The 11,855-nt window shown below is 38.4% G+C and carries 14 protein-coding genes; 9 read left to right on the top strand and 5 right to left on the bottom strand.

Annotated features, from left to right (window positions below; all coding sequences use genetic code 11):
* Window positions 1-6 precede the first annotated feature (6 nt).
* Window positions 7-216, bottom strand: coding sequence for a hypothetical protein (locus QCD85_RS04365; RefSeq protein WP_273615136.1), 210 nt, complete (start codon window positions 214-216; stop codon window positions 7-9).
* A gap of 24 nt (window positions 217-240) precedes the next feature.
* Window positions 241-726 carry a hypothetical protein gene (locus QCD85_RS04360; protein ID WP_273615137.1) on the bottom strand — a complete coding sequence of 162 codons (486 nt, stop codon included), beginning with the start codon at window positions 724-726 and terminating at the stop codon, window positions 241-243.
* A 216-nt stretch (window positions 727-942) separates the two neighbouring features.
* On the opposite strand from QCD85_RS04360, the gene QCD85_RS04355 reads away from it, so the two are divergent.
* Together QCD85_RS04355 and rnhA are read left to right on the top strand one after the other, a co-directional pair.
* Window positions 943-2,181, top strand: coding sequence for an MFS transporter (locus QCD85_RS04355; RefSeq protein ID WP_441005595.1), 1,239 nt, complete (start codon window positions 943-945; stop codon window positions 2,179-2,181).
* A gap of 80 nt (window positions 2,182-2,261) precedes the next feature.
* Window positions 2,262-2,930: a ribonuclease H gene (rnhA, locus tag QCD85_RS04350; protein ID WP_301261734.1), complete on the top strand. Its 669-nt coding sequence runs from the start codon at window positions 2,262-2,264 to the stop codon at window positions 2,928-2,930.
* Window positions 2,931-3,025: 95 nt separating this feature from the next.
* Here rnhA and QCD85_RS04345 read toward each other — a convergent pair whose 3' ends face one another.
* On the bottom strand, window positions 3,026-3,283 hold the full coding sequence (locus QCD85_RS04345) for a hypothetical protein (protein ID WP_273615139.1): 258 nt from the start codon (window positions 3,281-3,283) through the stop codon (window positions 3,026-3,028).
* A 339-nt stretch (window positions 3,284-3,622) separates the two neighbouring features.
* Between QCD85_RS04345 and QCD85_RS04340 the strand changes: the two genes are divergently transcribed.
* Window positions 3,623-5,518 (top strand): sensor histidine kinase, encoded by a 1,896-nt coding sequence (locus QCD85_RS04340; RefSeq protein ID WP_301261733.1) that lies wholly within the window; start codon window positions 3,623-3,625, stop codon window positions 5,516-5,518.
* A gap of 95 nt (window positions 5,519-5,613) precedes the next feature.
* Here the strand turns inward: QCD85_RS04340 and QCD85_RS04335 are convergent, their stop codons facing one another.
* On the bottom strand, window positions 5,614-5,856 hold the full coding sequence (locus QCD85_RS04335) for an NHLP leader peptide family RiPP precursor (RefSeq protein WP_204825378.1): 243 nt from the start codon (window positions 5,854-5,856) through the stop codon (window positions 5,614-5,616).
* 65 nt (window positions 5,857-5,921) lie between these two features.
* On the bottom strand, window positions 5,922-6,944 hold the full coding sequence (locus QCD85_RS04330; protein WP_301261732.1) for a hypothetical protein: 1,023 nt from the start codon (window positions 6,942-6,944) through the stop codon (window positions 5,922-5,924).
* A 283-nt stretch (window positions 6,945-7,227) separates the two neighbouring features.
* Here QCD85_RS04330 and QCD85_RS04325 point away from each other — a divergent pair, with 283 nt between their 5' ends.
* The 6 genes from QCD85_RS04325 (at window position 7,228) to QCD85_RS04300 (ending at window position 11,854) form a co-directional block, all read left to right on the top strand.
* Window positions 7,228-7,734 (top strand): sigma-70 family RNA polymerase sigma factor, encoded by a 507-nt coding sequence (locus tag QCD85_RS04325; protein ID WP_273615142.1) that lies wholly within the window; start codon window positions 7,228-7,230, stop codon window positions 7,732-7,734.
* Between the two features lie 25 nt (window positions 7,735-7,759).
* Window positions 7,760-8,908: a hypothetical protein gene (locus tag QCD85_RS04320; RefSeq protein WP_301261731.1), complete on the top strand. Its 1,149-nt coding sequence runs from the start codon at window positions 7,760-7,762 to the stop codon at window positions 8,906-8,908.
* Window positions 8,905-9,885, top strand: coding sequence for an ABC transporter ATP-binding protein (locus QCD85_RS04315; RefSeq protein ID WP_301261730.1), 981 nt, complete (start codon window positions 8,905-8,907; stop codon window positions 9,883-9,885). Before QCD85_RS04320 ends, QCD85_RS04315 begins: the two co-directional genes overlap by 4 nt.
* Window positions 9,885-10,754, top strand: coding sequence for an ABC transporter permease subunit (locus QCD85_RS04310; protein WP_301261729.1), 870 nt, complete (start codon window positions 9,885-9,887; stop codon window positions 10,752-10,754). Before QCD85_RS04315 ends, QCD85_RS04310 begins: the two co-directional genes overlap by 1 nt.
* A gap of 157 nt (window positions 10,755-10,911) precedes the next feature.
* Window positions 10,912-11,355, top strand: coding sequence for an OsmC family protein (locus QCD85_RS04305; protein WP_273615146.1), 444 nt, complete (start codon window positions 10,912-10,914; stop codon window positions 11,353-11,355).
* 40 nt (window positions 11,356-11,395) lie between these two features.
* Complete coding sequence (locus QCD85_RS04300; protein WP_204825371.1) at window positions 11,396-11,854, top strand: cupin domain-containing protein; 459 nt, start codon at window positions 11,396-11,398, stop codon at window positions 11,852-11,854.
* Window position 11,855: the final 1 nt, after the last annotated feature.

Raw genomic sequence — 11,855 nt, 5'->3', positions numbered from 1 at the left:
TAGACTCTATTCTATTTCAGGTTTATCTTTGTCTTCTTCATGACGTGGTAATTCATTATCATGCGGAAGCTCGTTATCGATCACTCTTTTTTGAATTTCATCCGGTGCTGAATCGGGAAAAGAATCTTCTTTGAACAATCCAAATTCATCATCATTATCGCGTTCAGTCACCAGGTTTTTCTTTTCTTTATCCTGATCTTTATCATGAGTACTCATCGTAGATTCCTCCTTGTTACTATCTTAACGTCCGTAACGGTCTGGTTCGTCTTCGCCTGTTGATCCGTTTAAGATATCCGTTCCATGTGCATCTTGATCTTCTAAAGGGACAGCCGCCGGATCGACAGGAGTCTCTCCATCTAACAGATCAGCATCTGGAATGTCTGGGAACTCATCATCCATCGTAACATCTTCCAAATCTGTAAGTGGATCGCTATTCAAGTCGTTTCCTGTATCAATCGGCGTCTCAGCTACATCTAGATCAATACTGTATGGAGACACGTCATGCTCATCTTCAAGTTCTGCATTAGCTTCACGTACAGCCACATCTTCACTTGTAATCGGTTGAATACCTTCTTCATCACGCATTGTAGGATTAATAATATCTAGATCGTTTTCAGGAATCGTACGCAATTCATCTTCTACATCCGAAGTGACAGGTTCAGTCGTCCGGTATCTATTGTATTCCTGCGCCGCAGCATCTCTATTATCATCAAATGGTTTGTTCATTATCATTCATCTCCCTTAACGTTATAAATATATCTATTTTGAATTTACGTATTGATTTGGCTTACATGTACTTTACCCGAATTTATAATATTGCAATCGCTCTCTTATAAATTGTTATTCATTCCTTATAAAAGATAATGAATTTGGAGAATGGGTTAAACAAGAGTAGAATGTAAGATATTTAAGCGGTGTGATGGAAAGGACGTGCAGGCATAAGTGGTAGCTATCGAGAACTTTTCATGGAAACGGAATTTAGTTGTACTGTGGTTAGGAGTCTTCTTTTGTAGTACAGCGTACTCTATCTCTATTCCATTTCTACCTATTTTTCTAAAAGCCGATCTGGGCGTAACAAGCAATTTAGAGATATGGTCAGGGATTGCGTTTGGGATTACTTTTTTGGCGAGTGCGTTAATTTCACCATTCTGGGGATCATTATCGGATAAATACGGACGGAAACCGATGCTGATTCGTTCAGGCTTTAGTCTAGCGGCTCTATACTTGATTAATTATTTTGTGACAGACCCTTATTTATTTTTGGTGGTGCGTATTTTTCAAGGATTGCTTGCAGGGTTTGTACCAGCATCGATTGCTCTTGTCGGCACCAACACACCGGAAAATAAAACCGGTTATGCACTGGGAGTCATGGCAACCTCAGGCGCAACAGGTACGATTATAGGCCCGCTGATTGGCGGAGTTGTGAGTTATTATTTTGGTAATCGTAATACGTTTTTATTTTCAGCAGCAATTGTATTGATTGCAGCTCTTATCGCTACCTTCTGGGCAAAAGAACATAATTTTAATCGTTCAGCTAAGCGTTCTCATGTTCGTGATGATCTCAAGCAAGCCGCAGGGAATCCTATATTTGTAGCGCTATTGATACTGGCGGGCATCAGCACCTTTTCAATTATGATTTTGGAACCGCTGATTACGATCTATGTACAAAGTTTGGGAGTATCGAACAATAATGCTTCATTAAGTTCAGGAATTGTGTTCTCCGCTGTCGGTGTAGCTACATTAATTATGGCTCCACGCTGGGGTAAAGTAGGTGGTAAAATAGGATACGGTAAAATCTTATTTATCGGCTTATTAGGAAGCGGTATCGGAAATCTGTTACAATTTTTCTTTACGAATATCTGGGGATTTGGTATATTGCGATTTGCGTATGGATTATTTTATGCGGCAGTATTACCATCGATCAATGCTTTAATTGTCAAAGTCACACCGTCTGATTTTCGCGGTAGAGCTTTTGGATTGAATCAATCTGCTTCCCAGATCGCTACGATGGCAGGGCCGATTATCGGTGGTCTGCTCGGACACTGGATTGATATTCGCTGGGTATTTGTGATCAATGGGATTATGTTATTGATCTGCGCGCTTTTTGTGAAGCGACGTAGCTGGGAAATTCCTGTACTGGAGAATTCCTCTGAATCGATTGGTAAAGTACCTCATTCATAAATACAATTAAGTTCACACAGAGGAACAGAATACTACAATCTAAATCAATAGTAATGATGGAATACAATATGGAGGTCTGTATGGCAAAGTCAAAATATTATGTAGTATGGGAAGGACATCGTCCAGGAATCTATACCTCTTGGGCAGATTGTCAGCAACATACTAATGGATACAAAGATGCTAAATATAAATCATATGAAACGCTTGCTGAAGCTGAAAAAGTATATGCAGAAGGCTGGAAAAAGCACTGGGGACAAGGCAAAAGTAGTTCTTCTAGCAGTTCAACTAGCGGTAATAGCTATAGTAAGCGTACTTCGTCTTCAGCAACCATTTCTAAAGATCTAATAGACTACGATAGTATATCAGTAGATGTAGGCACACGTGGTAATCCGGGGCCTGTAGAATATCAGGGAGTGGATACACAGACAGGTAAAGTCATTTTCACTTGTGGCCCGATTGCCAAAGGAACAAATAATCTAGGGGAATTTCTAGCGATTGTTCACGCGCTTGCTTATCTGCATCGTCAGGGTAGTAGCAAAACAATCTATAGTGATTCTGCCAACGCACTGAAATGGGTAAAACAAAAAAAGGCAGTCTCTACACTGGTTCGTGATGAATCTACAGCCGAGATTTGGAATTTGGTGGATCGTGCAGAACAATGGCTACGTACACATAAGTATGATAATAAGATTCTGAAATGGGAAACAAAAAGCTGGGGCGAGATCAAAGCCGATTATGGACGCAAATAGAATCAGGATAATAAAAAACATCAAAAAGATACCTGTTTTCACAATATGTGCGAAAACAGGTATCTTTTTGTATGAATGATAGGAGTTAACCTATATTATTCTTCTTGCTTATCATTGCTAATATGAGCTGCATCTGATTCAGGATCTTCTGGATCAGCACTTGGATGTGGACCTGCATCTTCTTCATCAGCAAGCTGTCCAAACAAAGGATTATCCATCTTTTCCGGTAAGATTACAGCCTTTTTAGCATCTTCAGGCAGTTCTTCTTCGGTATTTGTTTGGGAATCTTCATCATTTAAAATCGTGTTGCGTGTCTTCCAAAATACGTCATCGTAATGTTTGTCGTCTGTCATTAGTAAATCCCTCCAATACGTCCGTATATCAATAGTGCTTACCCTAGTCTGTCGCTGACCAAACGGTATCGGTATTATTTTATAAATAAAAGTTTATTATTTATTAGTCATTTGTGTCCTATATCAACAACTGAAGCATGATGTAAATATACGTGAAGTAATATAGAATAATATGCAAAATCAGTCGATAGAGCAAGCATTTTGAAATGTTTTGTAGATGGTGTATCATTGTAAAATTAATAGTATCTCTGAAGTAAGAGAGCAAGTATAATAGATAAAGGTGGGTATATTTTCCAAACGAATATGTATTACATAGTTTATTTATAATGAGGTGCTGAAATGAAGATTCTGTCCAAAGCCTTAATCGGGGTTTTAATCGCAGTTATAGTGGTCGTCTTGGCGTTATCTTTATTTTCAACTCAAAGTGAAAAACGAACAGGTCATTCTATTAATTACTGGCAAATTAAATGGCAATCGCAAAATACGTTAACATCCAAACCATGGGATAGTGATCAAGATAGCCCCTGGATTTCATCTGAAATTATGAAAGATGGCAAACCGGTGAATAGTTCATCAGCATGGATTCGTATTCCTTTGCCTGAATTATCGTGGAATACAGCCGGTGTACTGATTCCGGAACTGAATGGTAAGCATATTATTGTGTATTTGGATCAAGATAAGATTTTTGAATCGAAACGTAGTTATGCATATGAACAAAATCAATTGTTATTACCACTAACCAAACAAGATTCTTACAAGTTGCTGTATATCTGGGTAGAATCGGCGCGCGAACAGATTAGTCTGAAGCAAGGCATTATGGTTGGCGATTATCAAGATATGTTGATTTCTTATGTTAGCTCGGATCTGATTGATGTGGTACTGGGTAGTGCTTGTATTTTTATCTCTCTGGTCATGGTGATCTGTTCCGTATTTTTACGACGAGATCAATTAAGAATGTGGCTTAGTCTAGCAGCCATTATTCTTTCTCTTGGCATATTAGTGGTAACTTACTCGCCATTTTTGTTTACTTTTTATCCGACTTATTACAAATTGTATTCGGTTTTACTCGATTTGAGTTTATTTATCTTATTGCCTGCATTGCTTTACTTTTTTGAATGTGTGTTTGGTAGTGGTTACAAAGGCATCATTACTAAAATGAAAAAAATCCAATACGCCTATTCGTTTATCTGTGTAATGGCAATGATTTTTAACATTTTAACAAATGAACGATACTTTGCAGTCTACTACTTTATTTCTGTCAAAACATTAGGTATTCTGCTGATTCTTCAATTATTGATTTTGATGATCGTAGCAGTAACGTATGCTTTTCGCAAAAACAAAGATGCGATCTTGTTCGCTTCCGGCTTTTCTATTTTCGCTTTGATCAGCGGGGGAGAATTAACATGGTTTTATATTCAAGCTGGAAGTTATAGTGTAACCCTCTGGAAATGGGGCGTAATGATCTTTGTGATTTCACTAATATCTGTGATGGCAAGACGATTTGCTCAAAATCATCAACAGATGGTGCTCTACTCCAGTCGCTTAGAATTATTTAACAATGAACTTCAGCGCTCAGAAAAAATGGACATTATCAGCGAACTTGCCGCTTCTGTAGCTCATGAAGTACGCAATCCGTTACAAGTGACACGTGGATTTTTGCAATTGTTACAAATGAATACAGATGATAAAGGACGAGAGCATCTCAAGATTGCCTTAGAAGAACTCGACCGCGCATCAGCGATTATTACAGACTTTTTAACATTTGCCAAGCCTGAATTTGATAAAGTTAATACACTTAATTTGGCACAAGAATTCCAACATATCGAAGGGATTATGCGACCACTTGCTACATTAGCAGGAGGAACGATCACTATGAATATCCCTGAAAATATTGATATCCGGGGCAATTCTTCCAAGTTCAAGCAAGCTTTAATTAATATTGTGAAAAATAGTATAGAAGCTTTACCTGAAGAAGGTAAGATTCATATCTGGGCAGAACAAAATGACAAAGAAATTGAAATTCATATTCAGGATAACGGAAGTGGTATGACAGAAGAAGAGTTAAAACGATTAGGAGAACCATACTTTTCGAATAAAACTAAAGGAACAGGCCTGGGGCTGATGGTGACTTTTCGCATTATAGAAGCACTCGGGGGAGTATTAGAATTTAAAAGTAAAAAGAATGTAGGCACAGAAGCTGTTATTCATCTTCCAGCAGCGGACCCGCAAGTCTAAGGGGTTCGCTGCCAGAAGGTGGTAACAGTTTTTTTGTGTACGATTGTATGACATGTATAAGTATAGAAAACCATATTAACAATACAAGGGGAATATTACCAACCAGCGTCAACTTTCACTTTAGCGTCAGCCATCATAGATGAAGGCTTTGGAGGAATTACCAGATAGAACTCATCGCTTTTTTCTTCAACTGTTTTGAGTTGCACATGTTCTGGAAAAGAAATACCCAAGACATCTTTCAATGCTGATTTTGGATCGGTTTTTAACATCTCCATAAAACTAGGGTCTTCCCACGCCTTTTGAATAACTTGTGCTTGAAAAATAGCTTGGCTGGACATATTAATCTTCCTCCCTTAAATGGTTATAATTACCTATTCAGTGTATCATGTCTAATTCTAAAAATCTATGAAGATGTAAGGTCTTTTTGAATAAAGTATAGTAAGCTTCCCTGTAAAAGGGTATTTCGAGCTTCATGGATAGATGTGGCTGCTTCATGCAATTGCTCAATTAAATAATTTCGAAATGCAATTAAAGAGTCGGATACAAATAATGAAGGAGCACTGGTAAAAGAAGATTGTGCATACTGAGCATAACGACGAATAACTTCTTGATCATAGATCGCTTGCTGCACTTGTACCGCAGTAACTTTATCTGAAAATAAAGCTTGCTGATGCTCGACTGCCTCATAGCGAATAAAAGCGAGCAAGCAATTGTAATTGCGTTCGATCATATCTTCTTGCCAATCGCTAAGATCATCATTCATTTGTAATACAATCAAAGCTTGATCCAATTGTTGTAATAGATCAGGTAACATATACATACAGTCCAATTGAAGCAACATCGCAATTAAAGAAATCTTCAATGGACTCACTTTACTTGCAATTTGTTGTGGTTGTTCAAACAAATAATCGGCATCGGCTTCATTGTATACAGCGCTTGCCCACTCGGCTAAAAACTGCTTATAGTATTGCCAGAACGAAGAGTCGTTACCTAGATTTTCTCCACAGATACTTACAAATTCATTCCAGAACAACTGACTAAGCGGGATCAGATCATGTAATTGATCTGTTGATAAATTAGGCGTATCCATAAGATCATCTTGAATAAAAAAATGAAGCATACAAAAAATATTAGCAACACCCATACGATGCGATAATTCAGGCAACGATTGCAGATGAAGGGAAGAAACAGTAGCTGAAGAGGGATGACTCACTGCTTTAGCCGTATGAACTTGAATCGTTTCAGCTATCCAAAAAGGTAACAAATAACAGACATAATTTTTAGTGCTATGTTTTTGCCGGATATCAAATTTGGCTAGATAGGCTAATCCTAATTCGTGTAGTGGCTTTGGAAAATGGGCTACTTTTTGCTTCGCTTCCTCAAAGACAGCATCTAATTGAAGTTCAAATGGTTTTAACCAAAGCATTAGCTTCCACTCCTCAAATTCTTATATAAGCAAAGAACTTTTTACAGGTAGTATACGACATCATTTGAATATATTGGATGTTCATGTGCTATTATATCGAACTTTATACACGTTGACTAACAAAATTATCAATAATACATGTATGATATTGTCGAAAATCATACATATAGCCTGAGTAGATAGACATATTCACAATGATAAAAAATAAATTGATAGGGAATAGATACAAAAAGTGAATACCGCTCGTCTTTCTTATAGCTGCAGCGGAAAGGAGCATGACAACATGGACATTCCGGAACCGGAACAATTTCAACAGATATTTTATGAACATTATCCAATCGTCAAACGTAAACTTCATGCATTGTTACGTGACGAAGCTATAGCCGATGATCTGGCACAGGAAGTCTTTCTCCGTCTATATCGCAATCCACCCGATGATCCGCAAGCGATAGGGGCTTGGCTACACAGAGTTCTGACCCGGATTGCTTATGATTATATGGATAAAAAGGCAAGAGAACGCCGACTGCAAAATAAACAAGAGCAATACTATGATCTTCAACACTCTCCACCTTCGGGTGAGGATATCGTAATACAACAAATGGAACAAGAAGAGGTACAAGAATGGTTAGAACAATTACCTCAACGGGATAGGCAAGCTTTACTCATGAAATACTCGGGTTACAGTTATGCAGAGATCGCTGAAGAACTTCAATTAAAGCAACCTATTGTCGGTACATTACTACATCGGGCAACCAATAAATTACGTAAAAAAATGCTACGTTCTACGTAAATAAAGAGCAAAAGGAGGAATAGACGTGAGCAAGTTTCCACAAGACCCTAATAACATCCAGCCTACAGAGCCAGTAGATTCATCCAATGCCACAGATGAAGCATGGGCAAAATTAAAAAGCCAGCTTGTTAATGAAACGCCACATTCTAACTGGGAAAAATGGGCTAATGAACCGCATTTATTTCAAATCGATGATTCATCATCACAACTACAACAATCTCAAAGGAGTGCAATTACTATGAAAAAATCTAATGAAGAACAATCATATACTTCATCAACAGAAACAGAACCAACCGTTAAGCGTCGTCGTAAAATGAGTTCCGCTCGCAAAAGATGGACAACAGGTATTGCTGCTTGTGTAGTCGCTGGAACAGTGATAGCTACTCCATTTGGCAATAATGCGATGGCTGCCTTATTGGATCAATTCCGTGTACAGACGTTAACAGCCGTAGATAGTCAGCAATTGTCCGATATGTTCGATCAATACAAAAGTAAAAATGAATTAGGGGAAATGGAAAGTCGGTTTGGAACATTTAATTCAACGTATGGCAACCTAGAAGGGGAATTTAGTCCTTCCAAAGCAGCAGCGTTATTAAATTACACATTAATGAAAGAAGCTGCTCAAGATGATAAAGAATCGGTACAAGTACAAAGTTCAAGAACAGAGACATTAATTATGAATGTCGATGAGGTTAACAAAGCAATCCAAAGTCTAGGAGGGAAAGAATTGTTACCTCAATCGCTGAACAATACTCCGATTACTATGTATTTCCCGGAAAGCATTTACTACACGATGTTTAAAGGTGAAGATATAGCATCTTTAACCCAAACTAAAGTTCCAACAGTCCAATTTGATGCTTCTGTTTCGACAGATGAAGTATTTAAAGCGATTGCTGATCTGCCATTCTTGCCGCAATCACTTAAAGACTCATTGCAAAGCGATAAAATTATTAACGGTTCATTGCCATTACCTATTGAATCAGGCGGTAAAACGGAACGTGTGACTATCGCAGGAGAACCTGTTTTGATCTCAGTGTATACAGATAATGAGAATCCAACATCTTATAGTGGAACATGGATTCATAATGGAGAATTATTTACATTGGATGGTGGAAGTGCCTATACCACATACGAATCATTTACAAAAGAAATCGAGAAGTTGATTCAATCATGAGTACAATGGCGATCGATATTCAGCAATTAACAAAAGAATATGATAATGGTCGTGGTTGTCGCAATGTAACGATTAGTGTGGGAGAAGGGGAAGCCTTTGGCTTCCTCGGTCCCAATGGCGCAGGGAAAAGTACACTGGTCAAAATGTTAGTTGGATTAACAGCACCCACTTCAGGAAGTGCTACATTATTTGGTGATCCTATTGGTTCTTTAGAAGCCAAGCGACATATCGGTTATCTACCTGAGCTGTATCGTTATCAAGAATGGTTAACCGGTGAAGAAGTTGTTCGGTTGCATAGTCGTCTGTGTGGAATGGATCAGAGTACAATTAAGCCACGAATCAAGCAATTGTTAGATCAAGTAGGTATTGGTAAGCGTGGAACAGACAGAGTCAAACATTATTCTAAAGGAATGCAACAACGTCTAGGGATGGCTTGCGCATTAGTCAATGATCCACCTATTTTATTTCTCGATGAACCATCTTCAGCTTTAGATCCGATTGGACGCTTAGAAGTACGTGAACTGCTTAAAAATTTAAAAAATGAAGGTAAAACGATCTTTTTAAATTCACATTTGTTAGAAGAAGTAGAAAGTCTATGTGAACGCATCGCACTACTGAATAATGGACAGATTTTGCGTCATGGACAAGTCAGTCAGGTCTTATACACCCAGACCAAATGGAGATTCAAAGTAGGTGGATTCACACCGGAGATTCTACCGTGGTTAAGCGAGACTAGCGGTATTTCGATAGAGCGATATGCTACACCAACGATATCATCTGCAACGACCACACCGCCTGCAGGACAAGAGACTGTCTGGTTAGAGGCAACGATAGATAACGAAGAGCAGATTGGTTGGTTGAACACATTAATCGTGAATCAAGGAATGACCTTATACAATGTAGAACCGGTCAAAGAAAAATTAGAAGAATGGTTTATGGATGCCGTATCCGGGCTAAGTCACAGGGGGGAGCAATAATGACAACAGTGATTGGTATGACCTGGAAAGAATTAATGCGTAAAAAAGTGGTTTTAATGACACTGATTATGACCGTATTATTTATTATCGTTTTTTCATTTATTGCTCGAATTCTCGGAAAAACATCTGATATAGAACCAAGTCAACAGTTAGTAGCCCAGTTTATGACAGGAGCTTCTATTTTGACATTAGGTTTCTTTTTTGGCAGTTTTATTTTAGCTTTTTTAATTATTTTCAGCTCGTTTTCTTCCATATCTGGAGAAGCCGAAGTTAGTATGATGCAATCGATGTTAACCCGTCCGATTCAGCGTTGGAAATGGTATCTGGGACGTTGGCTAGGATATACGTTATTTGGTATCGCCTATGCTTTAGTTTTGTATATTGCGATTGTTGTTATTGCGAACATCTATGCGACTGTACCGCAAAGTCTTGTTGTACATATACAATCGTTTTTATTATTTGCACTTACCGTACCTTTACTGGTTACTGTGACTTTACTAGGAGCCACCTTTTTTTCGGCATTGGGAAATGGTGTATTTATGACCATGTTATATGGAGCAGGTTGGTTAGGTGGTATGGTAGAGAAATTATCCAGTAGTGCTGAATTGAAGCCAGAAATGGCTCGTTCTCTGTATAATATTACAGGCATGATTTCATTAGTGATGCCAGCCGATGCAATCCAGCGTAAAATGTTAGCGGTCATACTAAATGTAGATCAATTAGCAGGGATGTTTAATATTGATGAGCAAATGCGTGCCGGTATGGGAGTTGGTCAAGTACCATCTGCTACATTTATTTTTTATGCTGGTATTTATACAGTTATTTTCTTCTTCTGGGGAATGCGTCGCTTTTATAAAAAAGATTTTTAAACGATATGACAGAAGATTCTATTGCTTACAGAGCGTTCTTCTATACGCAATTACGCGTTTAGTAAGAACGTTTTTATTTTGGAAATGATACTAACCATAGAATATGGTAAAATGTTCAAGATGAAATGTGTAAGTAGAGCAAGGAGATGAATGTATTATGAAACACCAATTTGTATTGGATGCTAATTGGCAGGGTGGACGTAATAGCGAAGGAACGATCGAGTCAGGCAATCTCAAAACAGCGATCTCCATTCCGCAACCTATGGGCGGACCAGGTATAGGTACTAATCCTGATGAGATGTTGTTAGGAGCAGCCGCAACTTGTTATATTATTACACTTGCAGCGATGCTTGAACGTTCCAATATTACTGTTGCACGTCTGACGATGAAGTCTGAAGGTATTGTAGATGTGACCAATAATATTTTTACGTACGAACAATTGATTCATCGACCTGAAATTGTCTTAAGTGCCGAATCAGCCGATCAAGTTGAAAAAGCAACTGTACTTGCACACAAAGCAGAGCAGTCTTGTATGATCTCACGTGCGATTGCTGGTAATGTGACGATCACGACCCAACCGTTAATTAGTATTGCTGACTAAGTAAAATACTCCAAACTCTGAGGAAAGAAGGTCATGATACATGGGAACCAAATTACCTTTATCACCGTTAGTTAAATTGCTAGATATGAATGAACACCGCGAAGGCGGTTGGTATAAAGAAATGTGGAAAGCTTCTTTTGAAATTCCAAAAGATATTTTACCAGAACAATATTCAGGACCGCGTTTCTCAGCAACATCGATCTATTTTATACTGCATGGTGATGAAATCTCAGATTGGCATGTTGTTCACTCTGATGAATTGTGGTTGATTCATTCCGGTAGCCCACTAGAATTAACGCTAGGTGGTAAAGGCGATCAACCAGTAGAAGGCAAAAAAATGATTTTGGGTATGGATATCGAAGCTGGACAGACACCACAAGTATTGATTCCAGCAGGAGAATGGCAAATGGCTAGACCACTTGGGAATGATCCTGTATTTGTATCATGTGTGGTGGCACCGGGATTCCATTACGATGATTTCAAATTGATTGAACGCTAGG

This window comes from Paenibacillus sp. PsM32, assembly GCF_030433815.1.
Lineage (GTDB): Bacteria > Bacillota > Bacilli > Paenibacillales > Paenibacillaceae > Saccharibacillus > Saccharibacillus kyungheensis.
The sequence above is the reverse complement of the archived record's forward strand: the minus strand, read 5'-3'. Positions and strand labels throughout refer to the sequence as shown.

Bases quoted from the DNA above. Each gene is read 5' to 3' on its own strand.
- QCD85_RS04365 (WP_273615136.1), bottom strand. From the start codon at position 216: ATGAGTACTCATGATAAAGATCAGGATAAAGAAAAGAAAAACCTGGTG.
- QCD85_RS04360 (WP_273615137.1), bottom strand. From the start codon at position 726: ATGAACAAACCATTTGATGATAATAGAGATGCTGCGGCGCAGGAATAC.
- rnhA (WP_301261734.1), top strand. From the start codon at position 2,262: ATGGCAAAGTCAAAATATTATGTAGTATGGGAAGGACATCGTCCAGGA.
- QCD85_RS04345 (WP_273615139.1), bottom strand. From the start codon at position 3,283: ATGACAGACGACAAACATTACGATGACGTATTTTGGAAGACACGCAAC.
- QCD85_RS04340 (WP_301261733.1), top strand. From the start codon at position 3,623: ATGAAGATTCTGTCCAAAGCCTTAATCGGGGTTTTAATCGCAGTTATA.
- QCD85_RS04335 (WP_204825378.1), bottom strand. From the start codon at position 5,856: ATGTCCAGCCAAGCTATTTTTCAAGCACAAGTTATTCAAAAGGCGTGG.
- QCD85_RS04330 (WP_301261732.1), bottom strand. From the start codon at position 6,944: ATGCTTTGGTTAAAACCATTTGAACTTCAATTAGATGCTGTCTTTGAG.
- QCD85_RS04325 (WP_273615142.1), top strand. From the start codon at position 7,228: ATGGACATTCCGGAACCGGAACAATTTCAACAGATATTTTATGAACAT.
- QCD85_RS04315 (WP_301261730.1), top strand. From the start codon at position 8,905: ATGAGTACAATGGCGATCGATATTCAGCAATTAACAAAAGAATATGAT.
- QCD85_RS04310 (WP_301261729.1), top strand. From the start codon at position 9,885: ATGACAACAGTGATTGGTATGACCTGGAAAGAATTAATGCGTAAAAAA.
- QCD85_RS04305 (WP_273615146.1), top strand. From the start codon at position 10,912: ATGAAACACCAATTTGTATTGGATGCTAATTGGCAGGGTGGACGTAAT.
- QCD85_RS04300 (WP_204825371.1), top strand. From the start codon at position 11,396: ATGGGAACCAAATTACCTTTATCACCGTTAGTTAAATTGCTAGATATG.